16 protein-coding genes are annotated in these 15,381 nt (G+C 39.8%); 9 read left to right on the top strand and 7 right to left on the bottom strand.

Annotated elements, in window-relative coordinates; genetic code table 11:
- Positions 1–332 precede the first annotated feature (332 nt).
- Positions 333–542, top strand: coding sequence for a hypothetical protein (locus tag GQR47_RS09115; protein ID WP_024597139.1), 210 nt, complete (start codon positions 333–335; stop codon positions 540–542).
- On the opposite strand, the gene GQR47_RS09110 is transcribed toward GQR47_RS09115, so the two are convergent.
- Both GQR47_RS09110 and GQR47_RS09105 read right to left on the bottom strand, forming a co-directional pair.
- Positions 539–1,144 carry an alpha/beta fold hydrolase gene (locus tag GQR47_RS09110; RefSeq protein WP_024597138.1) on the bottom strand — a complete coding sequence of 202 codons (606 nt, stop codon included), beginning with the start codon at positions 1,142–1,144 and terminating at the stop codon, positions 539–541. The genes GQR47_RS09115 and GQR47_RS09110 overlap by 4 nt on opposite strands.
- Before the next feature lie 183 nt (positions 1,145–1,327).
- The gene (locus GQR47_RS09105; RefSeq protein WP_024597137.1) at positions 1,328–1,864 is read right to left on the bottom strand and encodes a YaeQ family protein; all 537 of its coding nucleotides are present in this window, start codon (positions 1,862–1,864) and stop codon (positions 1,328–1,330) included.
- Positions 1,865–2,168: 304 nt separating this feature from the next.
- On the opposite strand from GQR47_RS09105, the gene GQR47_RS09100 reads away from it, so the two are divergent.
- Positions 2,169–3,374 carry a tyrosine-type recombinase/integrase gene (locus GQR47_RS09100; RefSeq protein WP_165723741.1) on the top strand — a complete coding sequence of 402 codons (1,206 nt, stop codon included), beginning with the start codon at positions 2,169–2,171 and terminating at the stop codon, positions 3,372–3,374.
- Positions 3,375–3,380: 6 nt separating this feature from the next.
- Here the strand turns inward: GQR47_RS09100 and GQR47_RS09095 are convergent, their stop codons facing one another.
- On the bottom strand, positions 3,381–4,664 hold the full coding sequence (locus tag GQR47_RS09095; RefSeq protein WP_138740169.1) for a hypothetical protein: 1,284 nt from the start codon (positions 4,662–4,664) through the stop codon (positions 3,381–3,383).
- Between the two features lie 458 nt (positions 4,665–5,122).
- Here GQR47_RS09095 and GQR47_RS09090 point away from each other — a divergent pair, with 458 nt between their 5' ends.
- Positions 5,123–5,794: an inovirus Gp2 family protein gene (locus GQR47_RS09090; RefSeq protein ID WP_138740170.1), complete on the top strand. Its 672-nt coding sequence runs from the start codon at positions 5,123–5,125 to the stop codon at positions 5,792–5,794.
- Positions 5,795–5,968: 174 nt separating this feature from the next.
- On the opposite strand, the gene GQR47_RS09085 is transcribed toward GQR47_RS09090, so the two are convergent.
- Genes GQR47_RS09085 through radC form a run of 4 tightly spaced genes read right to left on the bottom strand, consistent with a single transcriptional unit; the run spans position 5,969 to position 7,740 of the window.
- Positions 5,969–6,208, bottom strand: coding sequence for a hypothetical protein (locus tag GQR47_RS09085; RefSeq protein WP_165723740.1), 240 nt, complete (start codon positions 6,206–6,208; stop codon positions 5,969–5,971).
- A gap of 53 nt (positions 6,209–6,261) precedes the next feature.
- Positions 6,262–6,822 carry a tyrosine-type recombinase/integrase gene (locus GQR47_RS09080; RefSeq protein WP_024595464.1) on the bottom strand — a complete coding sequence of 187 codons (561 nt, stop codon included), beginning with the start codon at positions 6,820–6,822 and terminating at the stop codon, positions 6,262–6,264.
- A 12-nt stretch (positions 6,823–6,834) separates the two neighbouring features.
- Positions 6,835–7,254, bottom strand: a complete 420-nt coding sequence (locus tag GQR47_RS09075; protein ID WP_165723739.1) for a DUF2787 domain-containing protein — start codon at positions 7,252–7,254, stop codon at positions 6,835–6,837.
- Positions 7,255–7,266: 12 nt separating this feature from the next.
- Entirely contained in the window at positions 7,267–7,740 is a 474-nt protein-coding gene (gene radC, locus GQR47_RS09070; RefSeq protein ID WP_138555681.1) for a DNA repair protein RadC, read from the bottom strand.
- Between the two features lie 125 nt (positions 7,741–7,865).
- Here radC and GQR47_RS09065 point away from each other — a divergent pair, with 125 nt between their 5' ends.
- The 6 genes from GQR47_RS09065 (at position 7,866) to GQR47_RS09040 (ending at position 15,379) form a co-directional block, all read left to right on the top strand.
- Positions 7,866–8,048 (top strand): AlpA family transcriptional regulator, encoded by a 183-nt coding sequence (locus GQR47_RS09065; RefSeq protein ID WP_165723738.1) that lies wholly within the window; start codon positions 7,866–7,868, stop codon positions 8,046–8,048.
- Between the two features lie 321 nt (positions 8,049–8,369).
- A complete protein-coding gene (locus GQR47_RS09060) occupies positions 8,370–9,296 on the top strand; it encodes a WYL domain-containing protein (RefSeq protein ID WP_000617210.1) in 927 nt (308 codons plus the stop codon).
- Positions 9,297–9,305: 9 nt separating this feature from the next.
- Complete coding sequence (locus GQR47_RS09055) at positions 9,306–9,905, top strand: DUF1819 family protein (RefSeq protein ID WP_125891679.1); 600 nt, start codon at positions 9,306–9,308, stop codon at positions 9,903–9,905.
- Positions 9,902–10,504 carry a DUF1788 domain-containing protein gene (locus GQR47_RS09050; RefSeq protein WP_165723737.1) on the top strand — a complete coding sequence of 201 codons (603 nt, stop codon included), beginning with the start codon at positions 9,902–9,904 and terminating at the stop codon, positions 10,502–10,504. The genes GQR47_RS09055 and GQR47_RS09050 overlap by 4 nt, the downstream gene beginning before the upstream one ends.
- Before the next feature lie 17 nt (positions 10,505–10,521).
- Positions 10,522–14,199: a BREX system P-loop protein BrxC gene (brxC, locus tag GQR47_RS09045; RefSeq protein WP_165723736.1), complete on the top strand. Its 3,678-nt coding sequence runs from the start codon at positions 10,522–10,524 to the stop codon at positions 14,197–14,199.
- A 10-nt stretch (positions 14,200–14,209) separates the two neighbouring features.
- Positions 14,210–15,379 (top strand): AAA family ATPase, encoded by a 1,170-nt coding sequence (locus GQR47_RS09040; protein WP_165723735.1) that lies wholly within the window; start codon positions 14,210–14,212, stop codon positions 15,377–15,379.
- The last annotated feature ends 2 nt before the right edge of the window (positions 15,380–15,381 follow it).

The following is a 15,381-nucleotide window of genomic DNA, read 5'->3' as shown; positions in this document are numbered from 1 at the left end:
CTTGCTCCTGAATAACCGTTTGTTTGTGAACTTGTGATAAGTATTACTAATTTCGATAAATTAGTAAAATCGTTTAAATGTATCTAGTTAATAGTTTTAACCTATTAGCTGTTTTTGATACCTGTATTCACTTTAGACTATTAATAGAAATGGGACTGATTAATAAAAATACTACCCCTCAAAAATAAATAAAACCCAGAAGTATATAAATCATGATCTAAAACAAACTTTATTCAAGGTAATAACTTAGCTATTTTTTTATTGATGTAGGTCAAAAATCATCCACCCTAACGGCGCATAATAATGTTGTCGAAATAATTAGGAGAGATAACATGCATGCAAAAACAGCGAAACAAAATAAAGCAGAGTTAATCGTGGTAGGAATTGCAGTCATCGCATTTGTGCTTGGGCTAGTCGCGCACTTAGCAGGAGCAAGCTTTGCGAACTCAGATTTTTTTGGTTACATTGCGGCGCCCATTCCGCTGATACTGGCTGTGATATTTTTAATTAGTTATAAAATAGCAGCCAATGCTGAGGATTAATCTTTCTCGTTTAAGCACTTTAAAATGTAATCGAGTACTTGGCGCGAGTAAATCATACTGGTATGGCTTAAATGAAACACTTTATGTTCGGCCATACCTTTAAGTTTGGTTTCATCTAGTAATACAGTGCCATCTGACTGGCTACCTTTGATTATTAAAGGCATAAGCCCAATAGGTAAATCCCCTGCGATACTATAAAGCTTAGCTTTAAAAGGCCAATTACCATTTTTAGTAAGCAAAAATTCAACACTATTTTTTAAAAATGATTCAAACCCTTTTTGCTTCATTTTTTGCGCTATATGGCTGCCTTTATGTGGAGTACCCAGTGTAATTACCTTCGTAATATTCTGGCTAGCAGGAGAGTTTGCCTCTAGGTAAGCACGTGCAATCAGCCCTCCCATTGAGTGGCATACAAGCGCTGCAGGTTCGTTAGAAATACACTCATCAATTTGTGCAAATATGGTATCGCGGTGAGGGTCGAGCGTATTATAGGTAATGTTTAATACCGTCATACCCGACTCTTCAAGTCGTGAACAAAGTGGGCGCATAACAAAGCCAGACATATACAAGCCATGTAAAACAATAACGTGTTTAACTTTCATATGCTCCCTAATACCAATTTTATTAAAAACATGATCATCCTAGCGTATTAGATAATCCGCTACCTGCGTTAAAAATTATTTAGATAGAACAACTATATGTCATAATTTTCGCCTTGTTATCGACTTATTTATTTGTCGCTATAATAGATAACTAATTTAATGCAATTGGTATAACTACCGTAATTACATTAACTGTAGCGGTTTTATTTCAATATTGGTTGTATCGGTATTTACCCATACTTCACCATCTTGAATGGAAATGGCGAGCTTAATTCCACGATCAACCAAAGCAGCAAGTGCTTGTGTTGCTGCGTAATCAAGGCTAAAAATACTTAGATTTTTAAATTCATACAATTTAGGTTGATGTTTTTGCCACCAAATTGCTTGATTGTTTTCACCATAAGTATATAGCACCACTTTTTTAGATTTATTACAGGCTTTTTTAAGGCGTTTCTCATCTGGTAAGCCAAGTTCAACCCATAGTTCTATTTCTTCACTATAGCTTACATGCCAAAGTTCAGGCTCATCATCAGCACTTAACCCTTTAGTAAATTCTAAACCATCACAGCTATTTAGCGCAAAAGCGAGTAAGCGAATCATCAACCTTTGGTCGGTTTCTGATGGGTGTTGAGCCAAGGTTAAATTAAAATCTTGATAAACGTGGCGGTCCATATCGCTAAGCGATAACTGCACTTTCATAATGGTGGATTTAAGAGCCATAACAACTAATCTGAAAAAATTTGCGCCAGTATAGCGCAATTAAATGAATTGCCAGTTAAAATAGCGGTTAATTATACGTTAGGAGTTAAAAATGGCTATCCAGTGGTTCCCTGGGCGCTTGTATTAACTTCCGCCCCACTCCGTAGAGATGCTTAAATCATATTAAAAACATGTGTTTAACCTGTTTTTATTCCGTATTTGTCCAGTCTAATCTTGTTGCTTCTACTATTTTTAGTACCCACGTTAGTACCCATGAGATTGTATTTTATATATACTAGCCTTAATTAGCATTGTGGAGCTTATTATGGCCAGAGCTGTAGTTCGTCTAACGGATAAAAAAATAAAATCAATTACTAGTACAGGCAAAGAGCAAACGCTTTCTGACGGTGGCGGTCTTCAACTGCGTGTTTTACCTAGCGGTACTAAATCTTGGCAATTTAAGTTTAAAGATCCAATAAGTAATAAATTTAATAAATTACCTTTAGGGCTTTATCCTGCACTATCACTTGCTAACGCACGTACTAAAACTATTGAGTACCAAGAATTATTGGCTCAAGGCATTAATCCAAAGGCACATGAACTAGCTAAAAAACAGGCCGAGAGCCGTAAAGCTGCGAATACTTTTTTAGCTGCCGCAGAACTTTGGTTTGAACGAAAACAGCCTACTGTGACACCTCATCACGCAGCTAGGGAATGGCGAACGCTTGAGATGTACATTTTCCCCAAGTTGAAAGATACGCCTTTAGAAAGCATTACAGCGATTGATACCATTGAAATTCTTAGGCCACTTGAGAGTGACGGTAAACACTCAACAATTAAGCGTATTTGCCAAAGCTTAAATCAAATCATGGATTACTCGGTAAATCATGGTTTTATCAATGCCAATCCACTAGCAAAAATTATAAAAGTATTTACTAAAAATACAGTAGAGCATATGGCTACTATTAAGCCTGACGAGCTGCCTGACTTTTTAACTGCTTTAAATAATTCTCAAACCATTCAAAATAAAACCAGGCTTTTAATCTTGTGGCAACTGCACACTATGACTCGCTCAAAGGAAGCCGCAGGCACTAAGTGGACCGATATTAATATTGAAGATGCTGTATGGGTGATCCCAGCTGAAGAAATGAAGCGTAGAAGGTCCCATAGAGTACCTTTAACACCAGCTACCTTAGCAATACTTAATCAAATGAAACCACTCAGCGGTCACCATGAATATGTATTCCCGAGTGAGCGTAATGAAAAGAGCCATGCAAGTACCTATACGGTTAATGCAGCTATTAAACGTAGTTTAGGCTACAAAGGTAAGCTGGTAGCCCATGGCTTGCGCTCCGTTGCTTCTACAGCGCTTCATGAGAAAGGTTACGATAGCCTTTTGGTCGAAGCTTGCCTAGCCCACGCAGATGAAAACGAAACAAGAGCGGCATATAACCGCTCGGATTATTTAGAGCAACGCAGGCCAATAATGGGCTGGTGGAGTGAGTTTGTTGAGCAAGCTAATTTAAAGTAATAGAACCTAATCAAGCATTGCTTTGACTATTTCATTGAGGGCTTTTTTTTCAGTGGTATTCTGCTCTTTAGCGTAGTTGGTTAGCTTTTTCTGGTTGGCTTTATTTAAACCTAATAAGCTATTATTTCTTTGACGATGTATTTTTTGCTTATGCGCGTTGTATAAGTAGGCAATGAGATTTTTTTGAGTAGGTAAAAGATCTACTGATACGGGTAGCGTGCCATTAATTTCTAAAGAGTCGTCTAAAGCCGAAGGCTGATTAAGTTTTTCGGTAATGTAAGTAAACGTGCAATTAGGTAATAAGTTAACTCTAACAATACCAATAGTTTTAAATGCAACTAGAGATGTCGAGGGAGCAGTAATAGTGAGAAATCTGATATCTGTGCTGATTAACTTATCGAAATTTAATGTAATTAGAGGTGTAGAGGGCGTAGTAGTGAGCTGATTAATAGTAAAGTCGGCAGCATGAAATTTAATTTGATACTTACACCCTAGATCGGGAGCTGTTAAAAAGTACTCTGTAGGAAGAGATTTATTTGTTTTTAAATTCACACTCGTAGTGTTAGAAGGTTTGATTGTTTTGATATGATTAAAAAGCGGTTTATCAATATTTTCTACATAGCGATTTTTTAAGAGCTCCCAATTACCTATTAGTGCAATACATGACCAATATATTGTCTCGTTATCAATAGGCTTTATAAATTGAAACACATCTTTTTGCTTCGACGCCTCCTCTACTTTTTCTACTAGATAACGCCAAACCCAACTACATGTTTCCTCATCTTTCATGTCTAACCAGGGAAGTGGGCTTTTACCTATTACATATTGCGAATATGCGCATTTTAAGGCTAATAAATAGTTTTGCTTAAGTCCATCATGGGTCATTGCTGCGTCAAAAGTTTTTATTATCAGCGGATATGCCTCCTCAATGTTGCTTGCAAAATTTCTATAGTACTTATCTGGTAGAGCGGAATGAAACTGTGGGATAGGGTTAAGGTTTATGTAAAAAAGTACCCAAGATAGTTGTTTTGGGTTTTTAACTGATAGCCAATCAAAGCTCTCAATAGGTAGAACATTTGCAATGTAGTTCCCCATTATATTGCTTAATTGGTGTTTTGAACGTTCGCTTACGCCATTAATAAATTCACTTTCCCATCTTTGAATAATCTCACGAGCTTGTTCGATATTTGTAGGGAAGTACTCAACGCACAATAAATTATTGTGATGAATATAATTAACCAACCAATACAGCGTTCTTTCATCATTCTTGAATACTTCTAGCCATGACATTTTTGTAATTCCCTGTCAGATAAAACCTGTTTATAGCATAACTAAAATGTATTTAATAAGTAATTAATTCATAAAAAAATACATATATTTCGTAAAAAAAACGTAACATAATAAATCTTTTTTGGTACCAATTTAATAGCTCTCAGCTGTTTTTGGTGTGTGTTTTCTATGTTTTTATTTTTTACTCTATTACATGTCAGTTTTAAAAAGCAAATGTTAAGCTTTATAAGCAGATGAATTGATCCCACATCGGTACTACTTTTCTCTTTTTTCATTGAGTCAAATTCAACTAGGTAGCTTATGATTTTTTGATTCATACCACACAAACCTGATGGGGTGTTTTTCTGTATAGGTAATATATACACGGCACTACCTCTTCGAGCATATAAAGGAATAATGGATAAATAATTACTAAGGAGACACCTCTTATGTGACTAACCAAAATCAAGAGGAAAATAATGAATAAACGTCATCCAGTTAATAGGAACTTAGTGATAAATAAAGGAGGTTTCTACAAGAATATTCCTGTATGGAATAACGGAGACTTGATACAAAATTATTTAATATCTATTGAGCAGGTTTTAACTCAAAGCCTGAATGAGCACCCAAGGACTTTAGCTATTAGGTTCGATTTAAGGTTTCCAATTAGCTTTGGCATTATTGATCAAATTGCAAGTTTACAAACATCCCATATATCAAGCTTTTTTAAGAATCTAGATCTAGAAATACAGCGTGATATTAAAGGTAAAATTAAAAGAAATGGTAATGCCCACCACAGTAGTTTGAGATATATATGGGTTAAAGAGCAAGATAGCTCTTGCATGCCTCATTATCATGTCGCCATATTTCTGAATAAAGACACTTATTATGGTTTAGGTAGCTATCAAGGTAATGGTGATAATATGGCTTCTCGTATAATTAGGGCTTGGGCCAAGGCTATAGGGATTGAAACCTATGATGCAGGTAAGTGTGTAGAATTTCCTGATAATCATACATACAGGCTTAATAGAAACAGTGAAAACTTTGCAGAGGATTTTAAACAGCTATTTTTTAGAGTCAGTTATTTTGCAAAAGTTGATACAAAAGCTTTTGGTAGTAAAGATAATTACTTTGGTTGCAGTAGGAGGTAATCAACTTCCCATTAAGCTACTTAACAGTGTTTTGAGACCTTCAACTAGTTAAATAGACCTAGGCCCTTATGCGACAAGGGCTGGCAAGTTCTCAAAATACCATTATGAGAACCTAAAAAATAAACGGTGTTATTGCACTATAAAAGAGTGCTCATATTGAGCACTCGTATTTAACTAATCAAACAAACTAGCAATGCCAGCAACTATTCCACCAGCAACAGCTAAAGGGATTGTAACGGGCGCAGAGGCAACGCCTGCACCAATTACTATTGCACCAGATGTAAGCGCTCCAGCAGCTGCACCGGAGCTTATAGCCACAGCTGTTCTGCTTACGCTAGAGTCATTACTGCCAGTTATCTGTTTAGATAGCTCATTACCAACCAAGCCGCATGAAACGGCTTTATCTAAAGACATAATGCCTTCCTTTTAATTAAGTAAAACCAGCGCCAGAATGACGCTGTTAAGAGTTATAGCTCTAGTTCTTCAAAGTCTTTGTCTATTTCCTCCTGTGTTATGCCTATATAACGAAGTGTTGTTGCTTCGGAGCTATGGCGAAGCATTTTCATTACTCGGGCGATGTCGTGGGTTTTCTGATACAAGTGATAACCGCGTGTTTTACGCATTGAGTGAGTACCTAAATGAATATTTAGTTCTTCACCAACTAGCGCAAATGCTTTAGTAACCGCTCTACGCGATAGTGGTTTAGGCTTTGAGTTAATTGCTTGTTGATTTCGGTATGATTGAAATAAGTAGATATGCTGTGGATGAGTAAGCTTAATTTCGTTGATTAAGTTAAGCGCCTTATCATTTAGCTTAATTTCAGCTAATTTTGAGGTCTTTGACTCGTAAATAATCAACCTATCGTTATTTATGTCAGTGAACTTCACTGCGAGTAAGTCAGATATTCTAAGCGCGAGATTTAAGCCAATGTTCCATATTTGGCTCATTTGCCTTGAGCAACGTTTTTCTAGCAAATAACTAACAAGTCTCACTGTATCAAGATCTTTAACCGCTTGTACTTCAGCCATAAAAACCTCCAGTTACTCAGTAGTAACCGTAACCTGATAACAACCTGTGTTGTAGTACTCAACAAAGTTAGAAATAAACAAGGCTAACAACTCTTTACCTTCCCTAGCATTCAACCAACCAGCTAGAAAGTGATAAACCTGCTTAATGCTAAAGCACACATCAATTTCTTTTATCAGTTCAGGGGTATGACGGCCCTGATACGAAAAGTCAGTAATATAAATAAGCTGCCAGCTGGTGGCCTGCTTTTCCAACCTAACCTCTACAGGGTGAAAGCCTCCAGCTTCAGGGCTGTAATCAGGATCTCTAAAGTTAAGCGTAACCGCCTTAGCTCCGCCTACCGAGTCACCTCCCTCAATAACTGCACTTACAATCACACCAATAAAAGAGTCAGGCACTTTTAAGTCTGGTACTTGTTCTATTTGTAACGCCATATCTAATTCCTTTTAAATTAAGCCATGTTCAGCAAATGAATACGTGTTCTCGCCAATGATGATGTGATCAAGCACTGATACATCAATTAGGTTAAGTGCCTGCTGTAATTTGGTAGTAATAAGCTTGTCTGCTTGAGAAGGCGTAGTAACGCCTGAAGGGTGGTTATGCGCCAATATAATGGATGCAGCATTAAGCTCCAGTACCTCTTTAACAACTTCTCTAGGGTAAACGCTGGCAGCGTTAATAGTGCCTCTAAATAGCTCTTTAAACTCTAGTATGCGGTTCTGGCTATCCAAAAACAGTACAGCAAATACTTCATGCTCATGTATTGCGAGCTTATGTTTTAAGTACTCTTCGCAATCATTAGGGCTATTTAATACGCCATCGCGAAACTGCTTCTTAGCGATTATGTACGCAGCGGCTTCTAGTATTTGCTCATCATTTACGGGGTGTTTAAATTCATATAACGACTGTTGACCTTGCATTGTAAATTCCTCTTAAGTGGTTCATGCAAGTTAGTGATGTATATGTGTAAGTTTTTTGTTTGAAGAGCATAAAAAAATACTGACCCCGGAAAGGTTATGTACTAATAACCAACCGGAGAAATTCCATGCGTTTAATCAAATTAAAAGAAGTAATCGAAAAAACATCACTTGGTCGTTCAACAATTTATGAGTTTATGACTAAAGGCACATTTCCAAAGCAAGTATCGCTAGGTGCTAAATCGGTGGCCTGGCTTGAGTCTGAAGTTGATGATTGGATAATGGAAAAGGTTGAAGGAAGGAGTAATTAAAAGAGCAGAATAAGCCTATCATTAATAGACTATTATTTTAATCTTTAAGTGAATGATAATATTATTTGTAATACTTATTTATCCCTTTATCAACGGTCTACGGAAGAACTTGATGTCTTGTGGTCAATAGTCCTCCCAGAGAGCGATTGCTGAAGGGTTACTGCCATTACTGAGAGAGTTTCAGCTCAGGCCAGATAAAGAATATTTGAATAATGTCAAGCCAAGTTTTATAGCCAACAAGACGACTTTTTGATACTATGAGACCTAATGAAAAAAAGTAGGTTGCTTGATGGCATTCAATCGATGGCTTCCTAGTTTTAAATGATTAGGGCTTGTCCCAGATGGATTGAGAGGCTGACAGTGCAAGACAACACTGGACTTGAAGAGCTTAGCCAAGCACAGAGAGAACGACTCGCTCATATTGATTTCACTTTGTTATTTAAAGGTGAAGCTGGGCGTAGTTATTTAACCGAGCGATTTAGCGTAGCGCCGTCTGTGGCAACACAAGATTTTGCGCGGTACAAAGAGTTGGCTCCTAACAACGTTATGTATGACGAAAAGCGCAGAGTGCACTTGAAGACGAGCGCATTCCAGCCGTTGTTTGATTATGACGTTGTTCGAACTCTTGCGACGATAAGCCAAGGGTTCGGTGATGGCTTTCTTGGCAAGGTCAGGCCACCTATGGCTTGTGAAGCACCATTCCATCTCAATAAGCCGAAATTGGAAGTGGTAGCGGCTATTAGTGAAGCCATACATAAGCGCGCTGTGATTAATATTGAGTACACCTCATTGTCGAGTGGTCATGGGAGCAGGCAAATAGTTCCTCATACCTTGATTGACAATGGCTTGAGATGGCATGTCCGAGCATTCGATAGAAAGCATAGAGAATTTAGGGATTTTGTTTTAACCAGAATAAGTGAAGTTGAGTTGTTAGAGGATGAGGTTAACGACGAAGTTGAGACTCTTCAGTGGGATAAGCAATGGAACCGAATCGTTGAACTAGAGCTGATACCTCATCCAAAACTAGCACATCCAGAAGCTGTATCGATGGACTACGCAATGGAAAACAATAGGTTGCGTGTAGAGATAAGAGCTGCGTTCGCTGGATATTTACTGCGTTTATGGAATATCGATTGTTCAAAGAATTGTAAGAGCAATGGGCGAGAGTTCCATTTAGCACTTAAAAATCCAGAAGCACTATACGGCGTTGACAATGCTGCACTCGCTCCTGGATATAGCGAATCGTGAGATGAATTTATGAATATAAAAGAATATTTAGGCGATCTTATCGGAGGCAGTTTATTGATAACTGAATCTAGAATAATCGCAGAATCGCTACTGAAAAAACACCCAGAAGATGAGTGGAAGTCACTGATCGTTGAGCAAAATGTTCTTCAGAAAAAATCCGGTCAGACGGCTATTCGTTATGCCAGAACAATCCGTTGGCGTATTGAAGGCCTGGGTGATGAGTTTATGACTGATCTTTTAGCCGCGAGTGAACGTGCCTATGTCCAAATGCTGATGATGTCATTACTCATTCATTCTCCGGTTGTCGCTGATTTTATGCGACTTACCTTAGCCGAGGCTCGTCGCACCTATAAACCCTCTTTAACCGCTGATGCATGGTCTGAGTTTTATGACACGAGAGTGCGGGCATATGCCGAACTTGGCGGTTTTTCTGACTCAACTGTCAAAAAAATGGGTAACAACGCAATTAAGGCATTGGTTGATAGTGGCTACCTGAGTGATAGCAGGACAAAGAAAATACAACCTGTTTACTTAATGCCAGAAGTTAAAGACTGGTTAGTTCGTCTGGGCCGGGAAGATTTGATTGATGTAATGGAGTGCACAATATGAAGGCTCTTCAGACCAGGCTTGATCTTATACTGGAACGAATTGAAAGCCCTAAGTTTTTGAAAAACGATGGCTTGGGCAATGAAATTGGATTTTGGGTATTTGACTATCCAGCCAAGTATGAACTGCTTGTACGAGAGCACCTTAAGCACGTTGACGAAAAACTCAACAAGCGTGGTTACCGCTTTGTCCATCTCAATATTTTTGAAGTCTTGATAGATATGCTTGAGGAGCGAGGCCTTTTCGACCGAGCTTGCCAGCGTGAATTGCAAGTCGGTGTTGATGGCCTTCGAAAAACACTAGCCGGGCCTCTGAGCCAAGAGAAAGTGGCAAGGTATATCGCGGACAAATATAAGCCATCAGAACTTGAGTTTGTGTTGATGTCAGGCTTAGGCAGTGCGTGGCCTCTTGTTCGAGGGCATGAGTTACTTAGTGCTCTGCAAGACGTTATGGGTAGCACGCCATTAGTGCTTTTCTATCCGGGTGAATATAGCGGAAGGGATTTGCATCCTTTCGGCATGATCGAATCTAAAAACTACTATCGCGCCTTCAAGCTTGTGCCTGAAGACGGTAAAAAACCTTTTTCTGAAAATAAAAAGTAGAGCAGGGAGCCTCCCGAATGAAAATTGAACAGATTTTTTCCAAGAAGTTGACGCGTGACATTAATGGCGTTGTTAAAGCGGAACAAAAAGACAATGACAGTGTGTATGTCGAGCTTGATGAGTATGTTGTAACCCGAGAGCTAGATCGTCACTTTCGAGCATTCTTTGAAGCTTATGTACCATCTGTTGCGAAAAGCCACGGTGATATGTCAGGTAAAATTGGCGTATGGATTTCTGGCTTCTTTGGCTCGGGTAAATCGCACTTCCTGAAAATTTTATCTTATTTGCTTGAGAATAAATCTGTTGAAAAAGATGGCCAAGGCCGACAAGCGTTTGAGTTTTTCAAAGACAAAATCAACGACGCCATGCTGTTGGCCGATATCCAAAACGCTGTTACCAAAGACACTGATGTTATTCTTTTTAACATCGATTCGCGAGCCAATACGGACGACCGAGAAAATGCCATTCTTAAGGTTTTCCTCAAAGTATTTAATGAACGTGTAGGATACTGCGCTGACTTTCCTCATATTGCCCACTTAGAACGCGAACTTGATAAACGTAATCAATACATGTCTTTCAAGGATAAATTTGCTGAGTTGACCCAATCAACTTGGGAAAAGGAGCGTGACGCCTATGACTTCTATCGAGACGAACTTTCAGAAGCTCTCGCTCATGCCAGTGAGCAATCATTAGAGTCTGCAAAAGCTTGGGTCGAGCAGGTTGAAAACAATTTCCCGCTAGATATCCGAAACTTCTGTAAGTGGGTTAATGAATACTTAGATCGAACTGGGGATCGTAACCTTCTTTTCTTAGTCGATGAAGTCGGTCAGTTTATCGGTAAGAACACACAAATGATGTTGAAGCTTCAGACCATTACTGAAGATCTTGGCACATATTGTGGTGGCAGAGCTTGGGTCGTTGTTACCTCTCAGGCAGACATTGATGCTGCCATTGGTGGTATGGATAAGCGCGATGGCGAGGACTTCTCTAAAATTCAAGGGCGTTTTAGTACCCGCTTACAGCTGTCGAGCTCGAATACCTCGGAAGTTATTCAAAAGCGTTTGTTGTCCAAAACGGAAGAAGCTCGTACACACCTCATCGATGTCTTTGCTGAAAAAGGCGACATTCTTCGTAATCAGCTGACATTTGATAAAACGACAACCGCGTCTCTAAAGGGCTACACCGACGCTCCGTCTTTCGTGGACAACTATCCGTTTGTGCCTTACCACTACACGCTGGTTCAAAAAGTGTTTGAGTCAATTCGAACAAAAGGCGCGACGGGTAAGCACTTAGCCATGGGGGAGCGTTCATTACTTGATGCTTTCCAATCAGCTGCAAAACAGATGAAGGACTTTGGCCTTGATGTGTTAATCCCGTTTTACAGTTTCTATGCTCCGATTGAAAGCTTTTTAGAGCCAGCGGTTAAGCGAACGATTGACCAAGCCTGTGAGTTGGATTCCTTAACAGAATTCGATGGCAAGATCCTAAAAACTCTTTTCTTGATCCGTTATGTGGACGTTGTCAAAAGCACACTAGACAACCTTGTAACGCTGTCAATTGATCGAATCGATGCAGATAAAATTGCGCTGCGTAAACAAATTGAAGAGAGCTTGAATCGTCTTGAACGCCAATTGCTGATTGCCCGTAATGGTGATGAATTTATCTTCCTGACCAACGAAGAAAAAGAGATCGAAAACGAGATCCGCCACACTGACGTTGAAATGTCAGAGGTCTCTAACAAGCTTTCAGCAATCGTATTTGACGGTATTTTGAAAGGTAATCGTGCCTATCGTTACCCGATTAATAAGCAAGACTTTGCGGTGAGCCGTTTTTGCAATGGTCATCCAAAAGATGGCACCACGCTGGAAGACCTAGTCATTAAAGTCATTTCACCTTTGGATTCGCACTTTGAAAATTACTCCCACGATCAAGCGTGCATCAATCATACGCTTGAGGCTGATGGGTGCGTGCTCGTCAAGCTGGGCGAACATAAGCGTCTTTGGGATGACCTGACAACCTTTATTAAAACTGACCGATTCTTAAAACAAAATTCAGGACAGCGACCAGAGCAAGAACACCTTCTCCGCGAAAAGCAGATGGAAAATATTGAGCGTGAAAAACGCTTAAGAACGGATTTTGAAGCTTTGTTTGCAGAGGCTGACGTTTACGCTATCGGCACAAAACTACCGAAGAAATCAGCAACGCCAAGTGCCATCGTCGAAGAAGCATACAAATACGTTATCGAAAACACCTTCGCTAAATTGAACATGCTCAAGGCAACGCCTGGTGAAGCTTTGCGTGAGCTACAGGCCGTTCTTGTTGCTGATGATATTGCTCAGATTGGACTGGATCTTCAAGCGGATGAATGTAACCCAGAAGCTACGCGTGAGGTTGAGCAGTACGTAACGCTAAAAGTCGAGCGTAATGAGCCTGTTTACTTACGTGACATCGTTGCCCGCTTCAGCAAGCGCCCATATGGCTGGCCAGACAATGAAATCTTATTGCTCACTGCAAGGCTGGGCTTGGCTGGAAAGGTATCTTTTAGTACCCAAGGCACAGATCTGGCGTTGAAAAAAGCTTACGAGCCGTTTACCAGTGTGCGTAAACGCGGCGAGATCCGTGTACATAAGATCAGGCAACATGACGAGCGCCAAATTAATAAGGCGGCTGTTTTAGTTAAAGAACTCTTTTCACTTACCTATACAGGTGGTGGCGAGGCAGAGATCGCCAACAACGTTAATGACGGTCTAGATGAATGGCTAAATAGCTTAAGATCCTTTCGCGACATGTCTAAAAATGGTCATTTCCCAGGTAAATCTCAAATTGACGATGGTCTTGCATTGGTCGCGGGTATTCTTGAGCAAACTTCAAGCTTCGCCCTTATCGCCCGATTCTTAGAAGACGCTGATGCCCTTGAAGAGTTTGCTGAGGACTTTGAAGATCTTGATGACTTCTACAATAGCCAATTTCAAACTTGGCAAGCCCTTGCTGGCGCATTTAACGAGAAGTTTAAGGCCAATAGACCTGCGTTAGAAAAAGACAGTGAAGCATTAAAAGCGCTCACTGAATTAGAACGCATTTACAATATGTCCTCACCGTATGAGCAGCTGCGCCACATTAATCCGCTTATCGAGCAGGTGGCAAAAGTTAACTCAACATTGGTTGAAGAAAAACGCACTCATGCCTTAGAGCGTGTTGATCTGCGCATCGGACGTGTAAAAGAAGCGCTAGCTGAAGCTCACGCACCGTCTGAACTACAGAACCAGGCACTGCGCCCGTTACAAATGTGCAGACAGCGCATTGAAGCAACCTCTTCAATACCACAAATTATCAGTGAGCAAACTGAAGCGGAAGGTTACGAGGACGAAGCCTATGAGTTGCTGAATGGCTTTATCGAAGATCAACGCAAAAAAGCTGAAGCTGAGCAAAGACGTCGTGAACTCGAACAGAAGAAACGCGAAGAAGAAGCAGCGAAAGCTGGTAAGGCAGCTCCAGCACCTGAGCCAGCCCCTGAACCAGTGCAGCCACAGTCGATTGCAAAACGTACCGTAACGATTAACCCAACCGATGCCATGGCAAAGTCAGTAACAACTGGATTCATTGAAAGTGAAGCCGAAGTTGATGCCTATCTTGCCGCTTTAAGAGAACAGCTGATTGCTGCTGTCAAAGCTGGCGACCGAGTAAGAATAAAGTAAGGGGCTTATTATGATTAAAAAAATAAGCGTTAGCGCATTCAAATCGTTAGTTGATTTTGAGTTAAACCTTGACTCGAAGTTTAATTGCATCATTGGTTTAAACGGCGCAGGGAAAAGTTCGGTTTTACAACTGTTTAGTTATGTATCTGCTCTTATTGAAGGAAAAATTGACCGTTGGTTAAGTGAAAGAGGTTGGGAAGAAAAAGATGTTGCTTCTCATTTTTTCCCTACACGAGAAACGTTTGATCTTGAACTCGATATAGAGCTTTCAGATAAGCAATTGCGGTGGGAAGCCACTTACAACTGGAAAAGAGGCCTGTGCACAAGTGAGACTCTAACGGATTTAGCTAATGGCCATCAGCTATTACGTCTATATCAGGGAAGACTAAAAACTAAGCGTGACACTATTCCGAATCTTATTTTCAAATATTCAGGTTCAATATTGTCTGCTTTAGATGATTCAGCTTTACCCCAAGAAGCAGTCATTTTTCGAAATTTTATGACTAATGTTGATAGTCATGACCTTTTATCGCCTAAGGTTATACGTTCAGGTCGTTTTGCTTCTCCAGGAAAAATAGGTAGTGCTGGTGAGTACTTGATCAGTTATATCCACAATTTGGAAAAGAGCGCGCGAGATACTTTGCTAACAAACTTGTATGGTTATTTTCCTCAGGTTGTGAATATTGATACTAAAACTGAATTGGATGGCACATTAAGCCTTTTGTTAACAGAGCGGTTTTATAACGAGGATGGGTCTCACACCGATGTTGTAACTAATGCCAAGCATATCAACGATGGCATGTTGCGTATTTTAATCATACTGGCAAGTCAAAGATCTAGTTCGAAATTCCAGCAATTTGATGAAGTTGAGAATGGTGTTAATTCTGAAATAACCGAAAAACTGGTCGAGGCATTTATAAGCTCACCTCAACAGGTGTTAATTACAACGCATAGCCCAATGGTATTGAATTATATAGAAGATGAATTAGCGAAGAATTCTATAACTCTTGTTTATAAAAATAAACAAGGACATACCAAAGCAACAAAATTGTTTGCCTTACCATCTCTGACTAAGAAACTTAATTCGCTGGCTCCTGGCGATGCCATGCTTGACGTTTACCTAAAAGATGCTGCCGATGAAGCCGAGTTTCTGGCAAATTCTTCAAAGTTGAGTCGGTAGGT

It is taken from the genome of Pseudoalteromonas sp. Z1A2 (assembly GCF_011378755.1).
Lineage (GTDB): Bacteria > Pseudomonadota > Gammaproteobacteria > Enterobacterales > Alteromonadaceae > Pseudoalteromonas > Pseudoalteromonas distincta.
The sequence above is the reverse complement of the archived record's forward strand: the minus strand, read 5'-3'. Positions and strand labels throughout refer to the sequence as shown.

Coding starts and splice junctions, on each gene's coding strand:
- GQR47_RS09050 (WP_165723737.1), top strand. CDS start 9,902: ATGAAGGCTCTTCAGACCAGGCTTGATCTTATACTGGAACGAATTGAA.
- GQR47_RS09095 (WP_138740169.1), bottom strand. CDS start 4,664: ATGTCATGGCTAGAAGTATTCAAGAATGATGAAAGAACGCTGTATTGG.
- GQR47_RS09080 (WP_024595464.1), bottom strand. CDS start 6,822: ATGGCTGAAGTACAAGCGGTTAAAGATCTTGATACAGTGAGACTTGTT.
- GQR47_RS09060 (WP_000617210.1), top strand. CDS start 8,370: ATGATTAGGGCTTGTCCCAGATGGATTGAGAGGCTGACAGTGCAAGAC.
- GQR47_RS09075 (WP_165723739.1), bottom strand. CDS start 7,254: ATGGCGTTACAAATAGAACAAGTACCAGACTTAAAAGTGCCTGACTCT.
- brxC (WP_165723736.1), top strand. CDS start 10,522: ATGAAAATTGAACAGATTTTTTCCAAGAAGTTGACGCGTGACATTAAT.
- GQR47_RS09090 (WP_138740170.1), top strand. CDS start 5,123: ATGAATAAACGTCATCCAGTTAATAGGAACTTAGTGATAAATAAAGGA.
- GQR47_RS09105 (WP_024597137.1), bottom strand. CDS start 1,864: ATGGCTCTTAAATCCACCATTATGAAAGTGCAGTTATCGCTTAGCGAT.
- GQR47_RS09040 (WP_165723735.1), top strand. CDS start 14,210: ATGATTAAAAAAATAAGCGTTAGCGCATTCAAATCGTTAGTTGATTTT.
- GQR47_RS09110 (WP_024597138.1), bottom strand. CDS start 1,144: ATGAAAGTTAAACACGTTATTGTTTTACATGGCTTGTATATGTCTGGC.
- GQR47_RS09115 (WP_024597139.1), top strand. CDS start 333: ATGCATGCAAAAACAGCGAAACAAAATAAAGCAGAGTTAATCGTGGTA.
- GQR47_RS09065 (WP_165723738.1), top strand. CDS start 7,866: ATGCGTTTAATCAAATTAAAAGAAGTAATCGAAAAAACATCACTTGGT.
- GQR47_RS09085 (WP_165723740.1), bottom strand. CDS start 6,208: ATGTCTTTAGATAAAGCCGTTTCATGCGGCTTGGTTGGTAATGAGCTA.
- GQR47_RS09055 (WP_125891679.1), top strand. CDS start 9,306: ATGAATATAAAAGAATATTTAGGCGATCTTATCGGAGGCAGTTTATTG.
- GQR47_RS09100 (WP_165723741.1), top strand. CDS start 2,169: ATGGCCAGAGCTGTAGTTCGTCTAACGGATAAAAAAATAAAATCAATT.
- radC (WP_138555681.1), bottom strand. CDS start 7,740: ATGCAAGGTCAACAGTCGTTATATGAATTTAAACACCCCGTAAATGAT.